This is a genomic window from Acinetobacter sp. WU_MDCI_Abxe161 (assembly GCF_025514355.1).
Taxonomy (GTDB): Bacteria; Pseudomonadota; Gammaproteobacteria; order Pseudomonadales; family Moraxellaceae; genus Acinetobacter; species Acinetobacter pittii_E.
In genome coordinates, this window is sequence record NZ_JAHPTU010000011.1 from 1 (window position 1) to 21,139 (window position 21,139).

A 21,139-nucleotide genomic window follows, 5' to 3' on the forward strand; every position below is an offset into this window, starting at 1 on the left:
GGAATAGCTCAGTTGGTAGAGCATAACCTTGCCAAGGTTGGGGTCGCGAGTTCGAGTCTCGTTTCCCGCTCCAAATTTAAAAAGCCTTAGTCGAAAGACTGGGGCTTTTTTCTTTTCATTGATTTATAATTTTTACGTTCTATCTATTTACATGATCCATTGTAGGGAAATAGCTCCTGACCAGATGAAATTTCGTAGTATCCTTAAAATGAAATAAATATAAATCTAGACTTGGGCACGATCAGACATTAGGAAGCGGTAGTGCTGTTGTATTTCATCAGAACAGGTGCGAGATAGTCAGAAACCGCATCTACATGTGTAACGTGTGGATTATGTCCTGCGCCAGCGATAATATGTATAGGGATATCTGAGCTTATTGTGGTAACAATTGGATCTTTATCTCCCACAATGATTTCAACTTTAGAACTAAGTTCGTTTAACAAAGCTGTCTGAGTTGCTCGCTGCTGCGGCAAACTAATACGGTACATATACTCACTAATATGCTTGGCTACCGACACTCGACGTAATGAATCCATCGCATAACCAACAGACGGATTTTGTTGTCCACCTGGATGTAGGTCTTTAGCAATCATATCTTTTGGCACAAAACAGAAAATCAGATTAGATATGGCTTGTATCTGAAACATTTTAGCGGCCTGTGCTTGAACAAAATAAGGCGATATGAGGATAAGACGTGCAACTTTATCTGGATATTTCTTTGTAAGATTCAACGCAAAAAGACATCCTAACGAGTGTGCAATAACAACACTATTTGGCGCTAAAAGCTTTGCAGCGGCATCAATAAATTGATGGTTGTTGTCTTCAATCATCTCATAACTGCCTGAACGCCCAAGTCCCGGCAGGTCCATCATAGCGACCTGTTCGTATGTGATTTTATTTATGATTGGAGACCAGCATGCACTATCAAATGGAATCCCATGTAAAAATAATGCAGAAGATTTTTCCGAAACAACTGTTTGTTTAGTATAGATTTCTTTCCAATATTGGTTTTGATAGCTGAAATGACTAGGTGTTGGTACTTGCATATGACCAAAGCGTGTAAGCACCAAACGATCAATCCAGCGAGAAAAATAAGGAGTGACATTGATCAGGTCCGCGATGCCCATTTTCGTTGCCATCGCCTCTGCCCCAGCGACATGATAGTGCTCGGTAGAAATGAATGAGAGTTGCTCTTTAGAACCACCAAGCAACACTTCTGGCAATCTCTCTAATAGACCTTTGGGTACTTGTAAATGTGGTGTGCTGACTCCCAAATGCTCGGCAGCTAGGTGAACGAGATGATGAAATTTCGGCGTCGCAGGATCAAGCAACATATACTCCTGAGCAATAGTCTCAGGATAAGACATCGTTCGGATCAAAAAGCTCACGATATACTGCATATTGCATAGTGGCAGGAATGTGTCACGACCACCTGGCAATGCCAGCAGACGCCCCTGATAGAGCTTATCAATCATGTCAGCAATACCGATATATTGCATATCGCCATAGTTATAAAAACCATCAATGACTGTCGCTGGATTGATTGCAGTCCATGGCACATTTAAACGATTACAGGCCTCAATGAAAGTTTGATATCCCAAAATTTTTGAAGCTTCATAGCCACCATGTTTGCAATACAACTCATCAGTCGATTCTTGCGGCGGAGCAGCCACACGATACCCACCAATCCAGATAAATCGCTCAAGCTGCGTCAATGTTGCAGCCCATTCAATCAAAGCAAGCCCTGACTTAACATTCGTACGCTCAGCTTCAGCTTTGCTAATGCCCCAATTAAATGATGCAGCCAGATGATAAATCACATGGATCTTTGTCTGAGCATCTAACAGTAAAGAGCCCAGCTTGAAATCGCGGCTTAAATCATATTCGACAAATGAAATAGACGGATCGACCAGCCCTTCTGCTGCAATGAAACCTAACAGCTTATCTTTCTTGGTTGCGACATTACGCAGCGCAGCAATCACCTGATAACCTTCACGCAGAAGCTCAACGATTAATCTACTACCAATAAAACCCGCTGCACCTGTTACTAATATGGTCTTCCGTGAAAAATTATCTTTTTTTGCGTTATTTAAATTATCCATAAATCACCTTATTAGGGACTATAACAAGGGGGGCTTGATATTGAATTCGCATATTCATCTATATATTTCAGAGATTGAATTCCATCAGTTTTCTGTCCTAAATACTCAGAAGCTGTTTTATTTTCATTCAAAGATTTTATGATCACCCCAAGTTGCAATACTACTATCTATACCTATTAAAATCATAATTTCCCTAATTAATCATACTCAACCTTCAAATTAGGTTATTCTTCAATTAAAGTACCAGTTATCTATTTTAATAAAAATAAATTCAAATTTTATTTTATGTACTAATATCTTTTATTACACCTGTAAATATTTACAGGTTGATTTATATTTATCAAAAAACTACTTTATAGCCTTTTTCTTGATTATTTCTATAATTCTATAAAATCCCTAACATCACTGCCCGGATAGCAGCTGAAATTTTATTATTCACATTCAGCTTCTGCATTGAATTTACGAGATGAAAATTTACTGTTCTTTCAGTCACTCCAAGTATCTGAGCAATCTCTCCTGATGTTTTACCTTCAGCTGTCCAACGTAGTACTTCTTTTTCACGATTGGTTAAATAAAGATTAAACCGAGCAAATTCTGTGTCATTGATAATTTTAGCAATACTAGAATGCACTGTTTGAGACAGCCAATACATATTTATAGATTGAGATTTCTGCTCTTTTTCTGATAACTCCTCAACGGATCTTGCTAACGTTAACATCCCACGCGTACCGATAAAATCACGGCTTGATTGTGCCCAGCCAAAATTTAAATTATAAGAACGCGCATCTTCCCAGAAATCTTTTTGTGCTTGTGTCTTCGCAGATTGGCTCGACCAGACAAGTGGTTGGAGTGACATCATACAATGTTGTACGGTTGGATCTATCCTCACATACTGCCATTCCATATAACGCTTCTGCCATGCTTCTGGATAATTATTCAACATAATTGTTTTTGGTTCGGCAATTGATAAGAGTGATTGCATACCATAAGCACAATATTCAAATCCAAGCTTTAAAGCTGTAGACTCAACAATCTCAAATAACTGATATTCACTTTTTACAGTCAATGATGCTGATAATAAATCTTCTTGCCAATTTTCCATTTCCCCTCATTAGACCTCATTCATAAATTATCTTTCACAGTCTTTCATTATAAATTTATATACTATTAATAGTATTTTAACCTGAGGAAATTTTTAATTTATAGGGATACTATACGTGATAATTATACTAGAATATTTTTAATTTTAAATAATATAACTCATTTAAAAATATAAGCCTATTAACAAGAAAACTCACACCAAAGACAGGCATGAGTTTCAATATTTTCATTAAAAAAACAACAATGATTCTAAAAAATATTAACTTATATTAATCGATCTTGGTTTTCAAATTTAAATTTGATTTTTTATAATAAGCTTCATCCGTTTTATAACTCCAATCGCGTGGCATAAATGAGGTCGATATAATTGCTACCACTGCCATACTTCCAATATAAAGCATAATTAAGTATGGATTGCCTTGCCCAACACTCAATAATTTAGTCGCAATCATCGGTGCTAAACCGCCACCTAATACGCCAGCCAACTGTACCGAAATTGAAATTCCACTATAACGAATTTCCGCAGGAAATTGACGGGCAAAAAGCTGAGCTTGTGGTGCGTACATAATGGGAAAGACCACGCCAATTGCTAAAACAATTGCTGTCCAGACTAACACAGGGTCTTTTGTGTTGAGCATGGTGAAAAATGGATAGCAGTAAAGTGCCAATATGCACAGCCCAAACATAAACATATTGCGTTGGCCAACTTTATCTGACAAATGTCCACATAACGGTGTCATAAATAGAATGACTACTGCACCGCAAATGGTAGCAAACAAAATGTCTTGACGTGCGATGCCAAGTTGCGCAGTGGTATAAGCCAAGGTAAAGGTTGAGGCAATATAGAACCATGCGTTTTCGGCAGCGCGGGCCAAAATAATGGTGATGAGTTGCTTCGGATGGTTTTTAAAAACCTGTAAAGCAGGAACTTTAACTTCTTCGGACTGCTGTTTTATTTTTTCAAAATCTGGTGATTCAGGCACTTTCACTCGAATGTACCAACCTACTGCTAGTAAAATAATGCTGGCAAGAAATGGTAGACGCCACCCCCAACTAAATAGAGCTTGTTCAGGTAATAACGATACCAATCCTAGTGCAATTGAGGCCAGCATTAAACCGCCGCCGGTACTAGCTTGAGGCAAACTTCCCCAGAACCCTTTACCGCCTTCGGGTGCATGTTCAACAGCCATAAGCACAGCACCGCCCCATTCACCGCCCATTGCCATCCCTTGAATAAATCGCAAGACAACTAAACAAATTGCAGCCCAGTAACCAATTGACTCGTAAGTTGGTAATAAGCCAATCAGTACTGTTGGGATTCCCATGAGCATAAGAGTCAACAGTAACATCGATTTACGGCCAATCTTGTCACCAAAATGACCAAAGACCAGGCCTCCTAATGGGCGTCCAATAAACCCAACGGCATAGGTGGCAAATGCAGCAAGCACACCCGTAAGGGCATCCAGATTTGGGAAAAATAATTTATTAAAAATCAGCGCCGCCGCCGCACCGTAAATAAAAAAGTCATACCACTCAATGGTGGTGCCGACCATGCTAGAGATGCCTGCTAATCGATGTGACGACTTTTTAGTATTTGAACCGTTTCCATGTACTGTTTGCATCGTAATATCCTTTTTCAGATTTTCTTGTTTTGTCTTTTTTATGCTTATGACCAGTCCTGACCATAAGCATTTTCAGGTCACGCTTTATCTCCTTAAGCTTTTTATGTTTTTGTAATACGGTTTAGCTCAATTTTTCTAAAATTTGCTCTAGCTCCGGATTACGTTCTTGCCACTGTGGTTGTTTATCTTTATCGACAATGAGTGCACGAACACCTTCAATAAAGTCACCATGCTCAAACCAGATGTCCTGTAAATCACGTTCAAGCTGCATACACTGCGGTAAAGAAAGCCCACGGCCTAAATGTTGCAGTTTCAAACTGGTTTGTTTGGCAATAAATGAGCGCTGCTGCAAAATGCTGAGCATCTTGCTTGCCCAAGTTTTTAAGCTTTCATCTTGTTCATTTTCAAGACTTTGCTCGATTTCATCTAAATGCTGATATCCGAAGTGTTTACGAATACCTTCTGCCAATTGTTTTAACTCACTTTCAGCGGGGCGAGTAATAAATCGGGTAATGATGTGTTCAATTCCCTCTTTGCTTAAACTTGGCGCTTCAACGAGAGCATCTTGCAAAGCTTGTAACTGCTCGCTTGGTACATGGTAGTCAATTAAATCGAGGTAGAGTGCATCACTACTGCTGATCTGCTCTCCCGTAATTGCCATATAAACGCCGATATCATCAAGGCGAGACAGGAAATGCGTTGCGCCCACGTCTGGGAAAAAACCAATCGCTGTTTCAGGCATGGCAAATCTGGATTTTTCGCTGCTCACAACAATGTGACAAGCCTGTGCCAGACCAAAACCGCCACCTAATACATAGCCATCAAGTACAACAATAATTGGCTTTGTATATTCACGCATTGTATTGAGCATTTTATATTCGGCACTAAAGTAACCTTTGTAATCGGCCGTGCCATTTTTATAACTGTCATAGAGATAGCGAATATCTCCACCTGCACAGAAGGCTTTCGGGCTATTCGATTTGATTAAGATAGCCTGAACAGCAGCATCATTTCGCCAAAGTTCCAATTGGGCACCAATGCCTTCAATCATATCTAGCGACAATGCATTGAGATGAGTCACACGGTCTAAGGTAATTACGCCAAGCTTACCTTGTTGCTCAATCATTAAGTGATTTTCTGTATTCATTTTATTGATCTCTTATTGATTTTTAAAATTCGCCTTTCGTTTTTCAACGAAAGCCTGCATTCCTTCTTTTTGGTCAGATGTTGCAAAAATTGAATGGAACATACGTCTTTCAAAACGTAGACCTTCGGTGAGATTCACCTCAAAAGCTCGGTTAATCGTTTCTTTGAGCATCATGTTGGCAGTTAAAGATCGTGCTGCAATTTTCTCTGCAGCTTGCAAAGTTTGTTCAAGTAATTCTTCTTTGCTAAACACACGTGCAACCAAACCACTTTGCTCTGCTTCTACAGCGCCCATTTGACGAGCGGTAAAACACATTTCCATCGCTTTGGCTTTACCAATTGCATGGGTTAAGCGCTGTGTGCCACCAATACCTGGAATTACGCCTAAAGTCACTTCAGGCAAACCAAACTTGGCGTTGTCAGCACAATAGATAAAGTCACACATGAGTGCCAATTCACAGCCGCCACCTAACGCATAGCCGCTGACAGCTGCAATTAAAGGTTTACGGCGCTGTGCAATACGGTCTGCAAGATGGAAAAAGTCATCAAAATAAATATCAGGGAATGCTAAATCAGCCATTTCTTTAATGTCAGCCCCTGCGGCAAAGGCCTTTTCAGAACCTGCCAATACCATACAACCAATTTCGCGGTCTTTTTCGAGCTGATCTAATGCCTGATTAATTTCACTAATTAATTCACTGTTTAAAGCATTAAGCGCTTGAGGGCGATTTAGTGTAATCAGTCCAACCCCATTACGCTTTTCTAATAAAATACTTTGCCACTGCATTATTTATTCCTTGTTCTAGTTTTACAGACTACGTGCAATCACTAAACGTTGAATATCACTGGTGCCTTCGTAAATCTGACAAATACGGGCATCACGATAGATACGCTCAATTGGGAAGTCTCTCAGGTAGCCATAACCACCAAACACTTGTAGCGCGCTCGAGCACACTCGCTCAGTCATTTCTGAAGCAAATAGCTTGGCCATTGAAGCTTCATTCAAACACGGTTGTCCTGCTTCTTTTAAACGCGCAGCGTAGTGAACCAGTTGTCTCGCTGCTTCAATTTCAGTTGCCATACTGGCAAGGCGAAACGCGATGGTTTGATGCTCAAAAATTGGTTTTCCAAAAGTAATACGCTCTTTGGCATAACGGGTTGCTTCTTCGAGCGCCGCACGTGCTAAACCGACTGCTTGTGCAGCAATACCAATACGTCCGCCCTCTAAATTGGCAAGAGCAATTTTCAGACCTTCGCCTTCTTTACCTAGCATGAGGCTTTTATGAATGCGCACATCGGTCAGCGCGATCTGACAGGTATCTGAAGCATGCAGACCGAGTTTTTCTTCAACACGAATTACTTCGTAACCCGGTGTTTCACGTGGGACTAAAAATGCACTAATCCCCTTTTTGCCTGCACTTGGGTCGGTTACTGCAAACACAATAATCACGCCTGCATTATCACCCGAGGTAATAAACTGCTTGGCACCATTTAAAATGTAATCATCGCCATCTTTCACCGCACGGGTATTGATGGCCGCTGCATCTGAACCTGTATGCGGTTCGGTTAAAGCAAAAGCGCCGATCATTTCACCTTGTGCTAAAGGTTTTAAAAAACGCTCTTTTTGCTCATCGGTACCAAACTTTAAAATAGGCACACAACCAACCGAGTTATGTACACTCATGATGGTCGAGGTTGCACCATCGGCTGCAGCAACTTCTTCAAGCGCCAGTACATACGCCAAGTTACCTGTATCTGAACCACCCCATTGCTCTGAAACAAGCATTCCCATAAAACCGAGTTGACCCATTTGAGCCAATGTGTCTTTCGGGAATGTTCCGTCTCGGTCCCAATCACTGGCATTGGGTTTGATTTGTTCTTGAGCGAAACTTTTCGCCATATCACGAATGAGTAATTGTTCTTCGGTAAATTGCATTGTTATTTCCTTTACCCTGCTTTAGCTTGTTGTTTAGCAATTTCTTGATTGCGCAGTAAAAAGCGCTGAATTTTGCCACTCGGAGTTTTAGGTAATTCACTCACAAATTCAACTAAACGTGGGTAAGCATGTGCAGAAAGTCGTTTTTTTACAAATTGGCTAAGTTGTTCAGCAAGTGCCTCTGAAGGTTGCGCATCTGCGGCTAAAATCACGAATGCCTTAACGATTTCGGTGCGGTCTGGGTCAGGTACACCAATCACTGCTGCTTCAACCACCGCTTCATGTTCGAGTAAAGCACTCTCTACATCGAACGGACCAATGCGGTAACCCGATGTGGTGATTACATCATCACTACGACCAACAAAGCTCATGCTGCCATCAGCATGAAGCTCGGCAGTGTCACCAGTTAAATAGTAGTGACCAACGAAAGGTGATTTACGGCTTTCTTTATAGCCGCCAAACCACATCATTGGAGACTGGCTAATATCGACTGCTAAAATTCCCGGTGTATCGGCTGGAAGTTCTTCACCTTGTTCATTGACAATCGCAACACGGTAGCCCGGACTTGGGAAACCTGCTGAACCGGCATGAATTTCATGTTTTAAACCATGATGATTACACACCACCATGCCGACTTCAGTTTGCCCATAGTGGTCATAAATCGGAGCATCAAGCACTTGTTTAAACCAGCGGATTACTTCTGGGTTGAGTGGCTCGCCTGCACTACTCACCACACGGAACTGACCTTTTAACGGCGCCATTTGTGCTGAGTCAGCTGCCATCATCATGCGGTAAGCCGTTGGTGCACCTGCCAAGTTGTTAATTTTATAATCTTTCACAATTTGGCATAAACTATCTGTGCTGAAACCACCTTCATAGAACAAGGTAGCGTGACCCAAGAATAACGGCCCAGTAATCGCATAGTACAGACCATACGCCCAACCCGGGTCGGCAATATTCCAAAACGAGTCTTCTTCGGTTAACCCAATGGCATCTTGCATATATCGACCAAAGGCAATCAGTGCTTTTAAAGGCACTTCCAATGGTTTGGCAGGCCCTGTAGTACCAGACGTAAACATGAGTAAAAATGGATCTTGGATGCTACGCATGACCAGATCACATTGATCGGACTGCTGCTTCACTTCATTCCAGAAATTAAAATCACCTGCTTTGAGCGGAGTACCTTGTGCATCGGCCACCGTCACAATTGCAGGGCAATTTTCAATTTCATCAAGCTTGCTACGGTTGCCTATGTCGGTCACCACCAGCTTACTTTGTGCAAGCTGAATCCGGTGCTCAATCGCTTTTGGACCAAACGCAGTAAAGAGTGGTTGATAAACTGCACCAATTCGCCAAGCTGCAAAAATAGTCACGATCAATTCAGGTGTTCTTGGTAATAGCCCTGAAATACGGTCACCCGCTTTTACACCTTGTGATTTTAAGAAGTTAGCAAACTGACTCGACCATTCCTTTAATTCACGGAAAGTATACTGCTCTTTTCGGCCGTCTTTTCCTTGCCAATACAGCGCAATTTTGTCGCCATCTGTATGGCGATCACAGCATTCATAACAAGCATTTAAGGCATCAAGTGAACCTGATAACATCTGTTTTGCAGTACTTTCCAAATCGAAAGCCTGTGCAGCATTTTGATAATCCATCATATCTTTTCCCTCAGTCCGGATTTTTTGTTATTCACGACAGAGTTTAATGTGTTTAAAGCCATCCTTTGGCTTTGTCATTATGCCTCTTGTGGCAGGTATTGCTGAATAATGCTCGAAAAATCAAGATTGGCATTCCCGCGCATGCACATTTGCTGATAGAGCTGTTGCACCATACCGCCCAACACCACAGGTTGTTTCACTTGCCCTGCCGCTTCTACCGCAAGGCCCAAATCTTTCAGCATCAGCTGAGTCGCAAAGCCGTCTTGATAACCTCGAGATGCTGGCGCATTTTCATTAATATGCGGCCATGGGTTACACACATCAGAGCTCCAGCAACGACCGCTTGAGGTGTTAATGACGCCAGCCAATGCTTGTGGGTCGATACCTAACTTCACGCCCAGCGCCATACCTTCGGCAACAGCAGCCATTGAAATACCTAAAATCAGGTTATTGCAGATTTTGGCAATTTGACCTGCACCGACATCACCACAATGAACAATATTTTTGCCCATGTGACTAAGCACAGGTTTTACTTCATTAAAGGTTTGCTCATCGGCACCCACCATAAAGGTTAGAGTTCCTGCTTGGGCACCAATGGTTCCACCTGAAACTGGTGCATCACAGATTTTAATATTTTTGCTCTCTGCAACAGCGGCAATGTCTTTAATAGTCTGCGGGTCAATAGTACTGCTATCAATACATAAGCTACCTGCTTTTAGCACTTCCAATACACCATTTTCACCCAAGTAAACTTCTTTAACATGCTTGGCTGCAGGCAACATAGTAATGACCACATCAGCTTGTTTTGCTGCTGCCTGCGGGCTGTCACATACCACACCACCTGCCTCGGCAAAGTGCTGAATCGCGACTTCACTGAGGTCATAACCATAAACTTTGATTCCGGCTTTGAGTAGGTTTTGGGCCATTCTGCCGCCCATATTACCTAGACCGATAAAGGCGATATTCATCCGTGATCCCCTTAACGTAAACTAATAGTTGTATTTACACCGCCAACTTCATGGCTATCTTCAAACCAGCGACTGGTAATCGTTTTGGTCTGAGTATAGAACTGCACAGCTTGTTTGCCGTATGGTCCCAAATCACCAAGTTTAGAGCCTCTTGAACCGGTAAAACTAAAGAAAGGTACTGGCACAGGAATTGGAATGTTGATACCGACTTGACCAATATCAATCAGGTTTTGGAAAGTACGTGCAATCGCACCGCTTTGTGTAAATAGACCTACACCGTTACCAAATGGATTGGCGTTGATAAGAGCAATCGCTTCGTCAAGTGTGTCTACACAAATAATAGAAAGAACAGGACCGAAGATTTCTTCTTTATAAATACGCATGTCGGTATTTACGCCGCTAAAAATCGTCGCGCCGACAAAATTACCAGACTCATAGCCTTGTACTTGAACATCACGACCATCGAGCAGCAGTTCTGCACCTTGCTCGACACCGCTATTAATCAAGTCAAGCACTCGCGCTTTAGCACGTTTTGAAATCACTGGCCCAATATCAGTATTTGGCTCATAGCCTGCATTTACTTTTAAGGTTTTCGCTTTTTCAACTAACTCTTGAATCCACTGTTTGCTGTCGCCAACCATGACTGCAACAGACAATGCCATACAACGTTGCCCAGCCGCACCAAACGCTGCACCGACTAAAGCATTTAATGTTTGTTCTTTATTGGCATCAGGCATGACCACAACATGGTTTTTTGCACCCATCATCGACTGCACGCGTTTACCATGTTGTCCTGCAAGGTTATAAACATGTGTGCCAACCGCAGTTGAACCTACAAATGAAATTGCTTTAATATCTTTATGAGTACACAAGCGATCAACCACTTCTTTACCGCCGTGCACAACGTTGAGCACACCTGCTGGAATACCTGCTTGAATCGCAAGTTCAACCAGCATCATGGTTGATAACGGATCTTGTTCTGATGGTTTTAAAACGAAGGTATTGCCGCATACGATTGCCATTGGGAACATCCAAAGTGGAATCATGGCCGGAAAATTAAACGGAGTAATACCCGCACATACACCCAAAGGTTGCTGCAAGGTATACGTGTCTACACCACGCGCGACACCCTCAACATATTCTCCCATTTGTAAGGTGCCGATCGAACAAGCATGTTCAACGACTTCTAAACCACGTTGAATATCACCCTCAGCATCTGCCAAGGTTTTGCCCTGTTCAGCAGTCAGTACTTGCGCAATTTCTTTCATGTTGGCACGAATCAAGTCTTGTAGCTTGAGCATGATGCGCATGCGTGCCTGAATTGGGGTCTGACGCCAAGAAGCAAAAGCATCTTGTGCAGATTGAATAGCAGCATCAACTTCTTTAACCGTTGCAAATGGTACACGACCAATCACTTCCTGAGTTGCAGGGTTAATAATGTCTTGCCATTCCTGTGTTTCAGACTCGATAAAATTTCCGTTAATGAGTAATTTAGCGGTTTCCAATTCGATTTTTTGGATTGTGTTCATAACCTCTCCGTAGGCCATATTTTTATTGTGTTCAATTATTAGAAAATACTTTTTGATCGTATTTTCTTTATTCCAGTTTCAATTGAGACTAACAAAGAAAACTTTGACCACCAACGGAAATTCATGCACGATTGTTGTGCAAATATGCACAAGGATCACAACAAAAATGAAAGTGGATTGGGATCATCTACATTTTTTTCTGGTTTTAGCTCGAACTAAAACCCTAACCAATGCTGCACGGATTATTGGTGTCGAGCACAGTACGGTTGCTAGACGGATTCAGGCACTAGAACTTGCTTTAGGTACAACGTTGTTTAAGCGTGAAGCGACGGGTTATGAGCTAACACTCGAAGGGATGGCACTCGTTCCTCGAGTCGAGCAAATGGAACAAGCTTTCTTACAAATTGAAAAACCACATCAACCTTTGCAAGGTCGTGTGCGAATTGGCACACCTGAAGGTTTTGGTACTGCGTTTTTGGCCCGCTTACTGGCTGAGTTCTCTATTCAATATCCACTGCTCACCATCGACCTGATTCCTGTGCCGAAAATGATTAAGCTCTCACACCGTGAAGCAGACATTGTGGTGTCAATTGATCGTCCAACGTCTGGCCCCTATATCATTACGCGGTTATCAGACTACTGCTTAAAAATTTATGGCAGCCAAAACTATCTGGCACAAAACCCACCCATTCGTGGTTTAGAAGATTTAACCCAACATCGTTTTGTGAATTATATTGATGATCTGGTATATAGCCCTGAACTGTACTGTCTAGAACGGCTACCTTTAAAACTGAATGCCAACTTCCGTAGCAGCAGTATTTTGGCTCAACAAATTGCCGTGAGCGCTGGTGCGGGGCTTGCGATTTTGCCCAAGTTTCTGGCAGATGATAAGCCTGAACTCGAAGAAGTATTAGAACAGCAAGTTCGCTTTACCCATACTTTCTGGATGCTGACCTTTGTTGATTTACAACATGAACCGCGCATTAAGTTAGTTTGGGATTATTTACGCAAACAAGCCGATAAATACCAACATTTGTTAGTTGATTAAATATTAAATAAAAAAGCCAATCACTGATGATTGGCTTTTTTGAAACTATGAAACATTAATCAAAAGTTTCTTGACCTAATTTTCTTATACGTGGCTTATAGAACACAAAATAAGTTACGCTTAAAACCACCAACCATAGTGGACTCACGTATACAGCTTTTAATGTATCTGGCTCGAGTGCCAAAATCACCAAAGTAAACAAGAAGAATGCAATAACGACATAAGCCATCAGCACACCACCCGGCATTTTAAAGGTTGATGCGGCATGAAGTTCAGGACAAGTTTTACGATAACGTAAATAACACGCCATGATTAAAATCCACACACTAATGAATAGAATCACACAAAGTGAACTTGCCAGAGTAAATGCTTCCATCGTGTTTGGAACAAAGTACTGAAGTACTGCTCCGCCCATAATGAAAATACATGAGAAGATTAAACCGTTCGATGGCACTGCACGCTTTGATAAACGTCCCAATGCGCTCGGTGCTTGACCATCTTTTGATAAACCGAACAGCATACGACTGGTTGAAAACACGCCGCTATTCATTGAAGACATGACTGAAGATAGCACTACCAAGTTCATGATGATGGCTGAAATCGGAATACCTGCATTTAAGAACAACTCAACAAACGGACTTTTATCTGCACGGATGTGATTCCAAGGTGTTACTGACATTACGACAAAAAGTGCCAACACATAGAACAGGATAATACGTAGTGGAATCGCGTTAATTGCTTTCGGTAAGTTGGTTTGTGGATCTTTCGTTTCAGCCGCTGTTGTACCAATCAGTTCAACGCCAATAAAGGCAAACACGGCGATCTGGAAACCTGCCAAAAATCCGCTTACACCTTTTGGAAATATACCGCCATGTGACCATACATTACTGATGCTCACAACATCACCATGAGGGGCTTGGAAATGAGTGAGAATCATGTAGCCACCTACGCCGATCAGGCCAATAATCGCCAAAATCTTAATCAGTGCAAACCAGAATTCAACTTCACCAAATAGCTTTACTGTAAGCAGGTTCAGCCCTAAAACGAATAGTACACAGCCTGCACTAATCATGGCCTGTTGCATGGGTGAGAAACTGGCACCTTCGGGCAGCCAGAAACTTAAATAGTTAATAACCGCTGAAAGGTCCGCAATACCCACCAGTACCCAGCCTAACCAATAGGTCCAGCCGATATAATAACCAGCCCATGGGCCAATCAAGTCATACGCCATATCAACAAATGACTTGTAATGTAAGTTAGCAAGTAATAATTCACCTAATGCACGCATTAGAAAAAAGAACATCCCGCCAATTAACATGTAAATAACGAGAATTGAAGGACCTGCGAGGGAGATGGTTTTGCCCGAGCCCATAAATAGGCCCGTTCCAATTGCACCGCCAATTGCAATCAATTGTAAGTGGCGATTACTTAATTTCCGTTGTAAATGATCAGGGGAGCTTGCCTCATCAGAATGATGAACCATTGTCATATTAGAAGTCCTTTTTATATTTTGCTTAATTTAAATCAGCAACCTATAGGGAGAAAAACGAACCATATATCGTGGGTTGCTGAGTCTATACCTCAGGACAAGATGTTCAAGTATATTTTTCCCTTAATTGATAAATCGTTTGTCCTGATTTTTTTAAGTCACATTATTTATGTAGTGCCTTCACGGCAATTTTAATTAACCAATCTGGATTTCCAGATTAGCCGAAGTGTAGCATGCGATCATGCTAGATGTACTTTTCCAACACCCTCCAAATTGCTCTATTGATCCAAAAATAAACAATATTATTCCGATAAAAAATCTAATAGAAATAAAAAAAGCCAATCATAATGGATTGGCTTTTTAATAAAACTTAATGATCGTTGACGAGTTCACGTCCTATTTTTTTCATCCGTGGTTTATACAACACATGATAGGTAACACCTAAAATGACTAGCCATACTGGACTGACATATAACGCCTTTAAAGTATCTGGCTCTAGCGCTAAGATGACTAAAGTGAAAAGCATAAATGCCAAAACAACATAACTCATCCAAACGCCGCCCGGCATTTTAAAAGTCGATTTTTCATGTAATTCAGGACGTAATTTACGATAGCGTAAATAGCACACCATGATAAGACTCCAGACACTAATGAATAGAATCACACAAAGTGAACTTGCCAAGGTAAATGCTTCCATGGTGTTGGGAACAAAGTACTGAAGCACTGCTCCGCCCATAATAAAAATACATGAGAAGATTAAGCCGTTCGACGGAACTGCACGTTTTGATAAGCGACCAAATGCTCCCGGTGCCTGACCATCTTTTGATAAACCGAACAGCATACGACTGGTTGAAAATACACCGCTGTTCATTGAAGACATGACTGAAGATAGCACCACCAAGTTCATGATAATGGCAGAAACAGGAATGCCCGCATTTAAGAACAACTCAACAAACGGACTTTTGTCTGCACGAATATGGTCCCAAGGTGTTACTGACATCACAATAAAGAGTGCTAGCACATAGAACAAAATAATACGTACCGGAATCGCGTTAATTGCTTTCGGTAAGTTCTTTTGGGGATCTTTGGTTTCAGCAGCTGTTGTGCCCACCAGTTCAACCCCAACAAAAGCAAACACGGCAATCTGGAATCCTGCCAAGAAACCTTCCGTACCTTTCGGGAATAAACCGCCATGCGACCAAACGTTACTAAAACTTGCTACAGCACCTTGTGGAGCTTGAAAATGGCTGAAAATCATATAGCCGCCCACACCGATTAGACCAATAATGGCCAAAATCTTAATGAGTGCAAACCAAAATTCGATTTCACCAAATAGGCGTACTGTCAGTAGGTTAAGACCCATCACAAACAATACACAGCCTGCACTAATCATGGCCTGCTGTATTGGTGAAAAACTCGTGCCATCCGGCAACCAGAAGCTCAAATAGTTTATGACTGCTGAAAGGTCCGCAATACCGACCAGCACCCAGCCTAACCAATAGGTCCAGCCCAAATAATAACCAGCCCAAGGACCAATCAGGTCATGAGCCATATCAACAAAAGATTTGTAATGCAGATTTGCAAGGAGCAACTCGCCCATTGCACGCATTAAGAAAAAGAACATTCCTCCAATAATCATATAAATTAAAAGAATTGAAGGACCTGCGAGGGAGATAGTTTTGCCCGAACCCATAAATAGGCCGGTTCCAATTGCACCGCCAATAGCAATCAGTTGTAAATGACGGTTAGACAGTTTTCGTTGCAGATGATCAGGAGAATTTTCTGTATCTGAATGACGAGCCGTTGTCATATTAAAATTCCTTTTTGAATTCCTTTGTTAAGATCAGCAACCTATGGCGAAAATCGAACCGTATGCCATAGGTCACTGAATCTGTTCACCAAAAATGACTGGTTAAACCGTATCTATCTTCCTTCTGTTAGATACATCATCATTTTTGGAGTAAAAACGAATTACTTTTGTGCTGCCGTCACGGCAATTTCAATGAGCCACTCCGGATTGACCAAATCGGCCTGAATTGTGGCACGTGATGGAGCAACACACCCTTTTAACCAGTCAACCCAAATTGCATTTACGGTTGAAAAGTCAGAAAGATTTTTTAAATAGAGCTGTGCAGAGAGCAAGCGAGATTTATCTGTATTGGCTAATGCCAACAGTTCATCAATCGTTGCAAGAATTTCACGAGTTTGGCCTGCCACGTCTTGCTCGGTATTTTTAGGGACCTGACCTGACAGATAAACCACTTTGTTAAAAACAGTCACGGCACTCATGACTTCGTTAGTATTGATCTTTTGTATATCTGAATTCGACATTCGGATTTCCTTATACCTGATTAATAAATTGAACACGGGCGGTGACAGCACACATCAGTTCATAGCCCACCGTACCGGATGAAACTGCGACATCATCAATAGGTAAAACGATGCCTGTACTTGATTGGCCCCAGAGCACGACTTCACTGCCGATGTTGGCACTCTCAATACCCGTTAAATCGACTGCCAACATATCCATGCTGACACGGCCAATTGTGCGAGTGCGAACAGAGTCCACTAAAACAGGTGTTCCTGTTGGAGAAATACGCTGATAACCATCGGCATAGCCGCAAGCCACAATCCCAATCTTCATGGGCTGCTCTGCGACAAAGTTTGAGCCATAACCTACGCTTTCATTCGGTTCTAAATGTTGAACAGAAATAATTTCACTGCGTAAGCTCATGGTCGGTTGTAAGCCCCAATCCGCAATATTGTGCGTTGGGTAGTCTGGCGAGCTGCCATAAAGCATGATGCCGCTACGTGCATAGTCTGATTTGAGCTGATCTTGATAACGCAGAATTGCCGCACTATTACTTACCGACCTTTCACCCGGTAAATCTTTAATAATTTCTTCAAATGCAGTAATTTGATAATCGATACCCTTCTGGCCAAAACGATCGCCATCTGCATCTGAAAAATGCATCATGTGGGTAATCTTGGACACGCTCGCCAAATTGTTTAAACGTTCCCAAGCCTGAACATAGTGCTGTGGTTTAAAACCGAGACGGTTCATACCACTGTTCATTTTTAGGCAAACATCAAATTGAGCAGGATAAGGATGCTTTTCAACCCACTCAATTTGCACTTCACTATGAATGGTGAAACTGAGTTGATATTGCACACAATCAAATAGATCTTGAGGAGAGAAAATCCCTTCGAGCAACAAGATCGGACCTGTCCAACCTAGAGCACGAATTCGTTTTGCTTCATCAAGATCAAGTAAGGCAAAGCCATCTGCTGCTTTAAATGCCTCATAAACACGTTCAATTCCGTGTCCGTAAGCATTGGCTTTTACAACGGCAAAGACCTTACTGTCTGGCATAGCCTTGCGTACCACCGCTAAGTTATTTTGTAAGGCTTGACGGTGGATCACTGCGGTAATAGGACGAGGCATGATTACTTTCCTAACGTCCGTTATGCAGCATGCGCTTGTGAATAACGCTGAATTGAAAGACCATCTGTACTGATTTCAGTCTTATGATTCAATACGATGTCACTGATTAATTTTCCTGAACCACATGCCATGGTCCAGCCTAAAGTACCGTGGCCTGTATTCAAGAACAGATTTTTAAAGCGAGTCGCACCAATAATTGGAGTACTGTCTGGAGTCATTGGACGTAGACCAGTCCAGAAAGACGCCTGTGCCATATCACCGCCTGGGAACAAGTCCTGAGTCACCATTTGCAAGGTTGCACGGCGGTCTTCATTTAGACCTAAATTGAATCCACTTAACTCTGCCATACCGCCTACGCGAATACGTTGGTCGAAACGAGTAATCGCAATTTTGTAGGTTTCATCAAGCACTGTAGATTGCGGAGCAAAAGCTGGGTCAACAATTGGAATCGTCAACGAATAACCTTTCACAGGATATACAGGCAACTGTAGATCAAGTGGTTTCAAGAAATCACGTGAATAGCTACCAAACGCTAAAACATAACGGTCAGCAGTTAAGACCTTACCATTGACCTGAACGCCTTTAATTTGATCGCCTTCAACAATCAATTTTTCTACGTTTTGGTTGAATTGGAAGTTAACACCCAACTCTTTGGCAATTTGAGCTAAAGCATTAGTAAATAAATAACAGTCACCTGTCTCGTCATTTGGTAAATGTAAACCACCAACGAGTTTATCTTGCGCATTTGCCAACGCTGGTTCTACACGACCAAGTTCATTGCCATTTAATAATTCGTAGCTTACGCCGCACTCTTCAAGCACGCTAATGTCGCGTTGAACCGCTTCCATTTGTGCTTCTTTGCGGAATAACTGTAACGTGCCTTTAGCACGGTTTTCGTAGTTAATACCTGTATCTTTTCTGAGTTCACGTAAACAATCACGGCTATATTCAGCCACGCGCATCATACGTTCTTTGTTCACAGCATAACTTTGTGGATTACAGTTTTTCAGCATTTGCGCCATCCACTGTAACTGCCACATACTGCCATCTAAATTAATGGCAAGCGGTGCATGATGTTGGAACATCCACTTCACAGCTTTAAAAGGAATTCCTGGTGCTGCCCAAGGGGTCGAATACCCAGGCGAAATTTGCCCTGCGTTACCAAAACTTGTCTCTTCAGCAGGACCTGACTGGCGATCGAGAACAGTAACCTCAGCTCCTTGTTGAGCTAGATAATAGGCACTTGCCACTCCAATAACGCCGCTACCTAAAACAATTACGCGCATTTCCATTCCCTCACGCACACCAGTTTATTTCACTAGTATATTTCTGCTTCAATAGTTTATTTCACTGTTTTTCAGGGTATAATCTAGGTAAATTTATGTTTTTCTCGCGAGAATTTTAAAAAAAGAGGAAATATCTATGCGCCCCTTAGATCGTATAGATCGCATGATTCTGGACATTTTGCAGCGCGAAGGACGAATTGCGATTAGTGAATTGGCATCGAGAGTCAACCTGTCTACCACCCCCTGTTCAGAGCGTGTAAAACGCCTTGAACGCGATGGTATTATCATGGGTTATTACGCCCGTCTAAACCCAGCTTACGTAGACCGTAACCTGCTGGTCTTTTTAGAAATTAAGTTATCTGCCAAATCTGGTGATGTATTTGATCAGGTAGCCAGAGACTTAGTTGAGATTCCTGAAGTGCTCGAATGTCACCTCATTTCAGGCGAATTTGACTACCTTGTAAAAGCTCGCTTAAAAGAAATGAGTGCATACCGCCGCTTATTGGGAGATCTATTAAAGAAACTTCCCGCTTCGGCATCTTCACACAGTTATGTCGTCATGGAAGAAGTGAAAGAAACTCTGTATTTAGATGTAAGCAAGTAAAGCGAGCATTATTGAACTCGCTTTACCCACGTTTTGGAAATTAGAAATATTTTAAAATCGAAATATGCTTGTTTTGATGTTTAAATTTCGAGAACCATTTAACCGCTGGATAGAGTGCAAAAGACAGCGCAATCATAATTAGCCACAACATCCACACATGGTTGACCGACAAATAATTCCCGTAGTTAGCTCCCCACACACTGAGTGCAAACACATACATCATTTTCAGCACATATAAATGCAATAAATAAAAAAACATAGGCACTGAACCAAACACGACCAATGGTTTTAAAAATGAGTATTGCTGCATACGATCAAAAGCAACGAGCACAAGCAAGCCAATCCCAACATTTAGCAAAATAAATAGTAAAGATGGTGGGTATTTGGTGAGGTTAAAGAAGCTCATTAACGTCAGTTGTAATGACTCAAAATGTTGCCAAGGCTGGTCGCCATAGACATTGATAAAACGCAGTAAAACAAACGACCCAAGACTTGCCAAACCGATACTGAGTAAAGCGCGGGTTCTTTGCTTTGCAGTATATTTTGAACTAAAGAACTGACCTAAAACGTAACCTAATAAAATCACCCCAATCCAAGGTAAAACAGGATAGCTTGTACGCAGTTTTATGCCCGCGAACTCGATCCAACCCCGATCATGTAAAACGAACCATATATTCTGTAGGATGCCTTGTGAGAAGTGCACAGAATCTAATAAGTTGTGCCCAAAAATAATGACCAACGCTACACCAGCAAGAACAGGCAACGGTAAACTCACACAGCAAGCCAACACCACCATACTAATACCAATTGCCCAAATTACCTGTAAATAAATGACTTCAGGCGGAAAAGTCGCTGTCCATGCAAAATTCACAAGCGTAAGTTCTAGCACAATCAAAAATAAGCCACGTTTTAATAGAAAAGCACGCGTTTGCCGTAAATCTTGTTTTTTTGATTGAAATAAAAAAGCGGAAATGCCGGTTAAAAGTACAAAAACCGGAGCACAAATATGGGCCAATAATCGACTACCAAATAAAGCTGGTTCCGTTACTGTTACGTCCATTGGATCGATAACTTGTTTATGTAAATAGAAAGTTTCCCTTACATGGTCGAGTAACATAATGATGATAACCAAACCACGTAAGGCATCAATCGACTGTAAACGCTCAATATTTTTTTCTAAAGACATAGCGGTAATCAATAAA

Annotated in this window: 17 protein-coding genes; 2 read left to right on the forward strand and 15 right to left on the reverse strand. The window is 41.7% G+C overall.

What is annotated here, in order from left to right; translation table 11 throughout:
• Positions 1-248: 248 nt before the first annotated feature.
• From KTI78_RS12745 to KTI78_RS12785, 9 genes are all read right to left on the reverse strand, one after another.
• Positions 249-2,102, reverse strand: coding sequence for an alpha/beta fold hydrolase (locus KTI78_RS12745; protein WP_262446295.1), 1,854 nt, complete (start codon positions 2,100-2,102; stop codon positions 249-251).
• 385 nt (positions 2,103-2,487) lie between these two features.
• Entirely contained in the window at positions 2,488-3,204 is a 717-nt protein-coding gene (gene abaR, locus KTI78_RS12750) for a LuxR family transcriptional regulator AbaR (protein ID WP_262446296.1), read from the reverse strand.
• Positions 3,205-3,472: 268 nt separating this feature from the next.
• Positions 3,473-4,825 carry an MFS transporter gene (locus tag KTI78_RS12755; RefSeq protein WP_262446297.1) on the reverse strand — a complete coding sequence of 451 codons (1,353 nt, stop codon included), beginning with the start codon at positions 4,823-4,825 and terminating at the stop codon, positions 3,473-3,475.
• A gap of 121 nt (positions 4,826-4,946) precedes the next feature.
• The gene (locus KTI78_RS12760) at positions 4,947-5,972 is read right to left on the reverse strand and encodes an enoyl-CoA hydratase/isomerase family protein (protein WP_262446298.1); all 1,026 of its coding nucleotides are present in this window, start codon (positions 5,970-5,972) and stop codon (positions 4,947-4,949) included.
• Positions 5,973-5,984: 12 nt separating this feature from the next.
• A complete protein-coding gene (locus KTI78_RS12765; protein ID WP_016142527.1) occupies positions 5,985-6,758 on the reverse strand; it encodes an enoyl-CoA hydratase in 774 nt (257 codons plus the stop codon).
• 21 nt (positions 6,759-6,779) lie between these two features.
• The gene (locus KTI78_RS12770; RefSeq protein WP_262446299.1) at positions 6,780-7,907 is read right to left on the reverse strand and encodes an acyl-CoA dehydrogenase family protein; all 1,128 of its coding nucleotides are present in this window, start codon (positions 7,905-7,907) and stop codon (positions 6,780-6,782) included.
• An 11-nt stretch (positions 7,908-7,918) separates the two neighbouring features.
• Positions 7,919-9,568, reverse strand: coding sequence for an AMP-binding protein (locus KTI78_RS12775; protein ID WP_262446300.1), 1,650 nt, complete (start codon positions 9,566-9,568; stop codon positions 7,919-7,921).
• Between the two features lie 77 nt (positions 9,569-9,645).
• Entirely contained in the window at positions 9,646-10,536 is an 891-nt protein-coding gene (gene mmsB, locus KTI78_RS12780) for a 3-hydroxyisobutyrate dehydrogenase (protein ID WP_262446301.1), read from the reverse strand.
• Between the two features lie 11 nt (positions 10,537-10,547).
• Positions 10,548-12,065 (reverse strand): CoA-acylating methylmalonate-semialdehyde dehydrogenase, encoded by a 1,518-nt coding sequence (locus KTI78_RS12785; protein WP_262446302.1) that lies wholly within the window; start codon positions 12,063-12,065, stop codon positions 10,548-10,550.
• 166 nt (positions 12,066-12,231) lie between these two features.
• Here KTI78_RS12785 and KTI78_RS12790 point away from each other — a divergent pair, with 166 nt between their 5' ends.
• A complete protein-coding gene (locus KTI78_RS12790) occupies positions 12,232-13,113 on the forward strand; it encodes a LysR family transcriptional regulator (RefSeq protein ID WP_016142532.1) in 882 nt (293 codons plus the stop codon).
• Between the two features lie 55 nt (positions 13,114-13,168).
• On the opposite strand, the gene KTI78_RS12795 is transcribed toward KTI78_RS12790, so the two are convergent.
• The 5 genes from KTI78_RS12795 to KTI78_RS12815 all read right to left on the reverse strand — a co-directional run bounded on the left by KTI78_RS12795 (position 13,169) and on the right by KTI78_RS12815 (position 19,333).
• Positions 13,169-14,602 carry an amino acid permease gene (locus KTI78_RS12795; RefSeq protein ID WP_262446303.1) on the reverse strand — a complete coding sequence of 478 codons (1,434 nt, stop codon included), beginning with the start codon at positions 14,600-14,602 and terminating at the stop codon, positions 13,169-13,171.
• A gap of 370 nt (positions 14,603-14,972) precedes the next feature.
• Positions 14,973-16,412 (reverse strand): amino acid permease, encoded by a 1,440-nt coding sequence (locus KTI78_RS12800; RefSeq protein WP_262446304.1) that lies wholly within the window; start codon positions 16,410-16,412, stop codon positions 14,973-14,975.
• A 161-nt stretch (positions 16,413-16,573) separates the two neighbouring features.
• Positions 16,574-16,933, reverse strand: coding sequence for a RidA family protein (locus tag KTI78_RS12805; protein WP_016142534.1), 360 nt, complete (start codon positions 16,931-16,933; stop codon positions 16,574-16,576).
• 10 nt (positions 16,934-16,943) lie between these two features.
• Positions 16,944-18,047 (reverse strand): alanine racemase, encoded by a 1,104-nt coding sequence (gene alr / locus KTI78_RS12810; protein WP_262446305.1) that lies wholly within the window; start codon positions 18,045-18,047, stop codon positions 16,944-16,946.
• 20 nt (positions 18,048-18,067) lie between these two features.
• Positions 18,068-19,333: a D-amino acid dehydrogenase gene (locus tag KTI78_RS12815; protein ID WP_262446307.1), complete on the reverse strand. Its 1,266-nt coding sequence runs from the start codon at positions 19,331-19,333 to the stop codon at positions 18,068-18,070.
• 136 nt (positions 19,334-19,469) lie between these two features.
• On the opposite strand from KTI78_RS12815, the gene KTI78_RS12820 reads away from it, so the two are divergent.
• A complete protein-coding gene (locus tag KTI78_RS12820; protein WP_001247568.1) occupies positions 19,470-19,937 on the forward strand; it encodes an Lrp/AsnC ligand binding domain-containing protein in 468 nt (155 codons plus the stop codon).
• A gap of 40 nt (positions 19,938-19,977) precedes the next feature.
• On the opposite strand, the gene KTI78_RS12825 is transcribed toward KTI78_RS12820, so the two are convergent.
• Positions 19,978-21,123 carry a DUF1624 domain-containing protein gene (locus KTI78_RS12825; protein ID WP_262446308.1) on the reverse strand — a complete coding sequence of 382 codons (1,146 nt, stop codon included), beginning with the start codon at positions 21,121-21,123 and terminating at the stop codon, positions 19,978-19,980.
• Positions 21,124-21,139 lie beyond the last annotated feature (16 nt).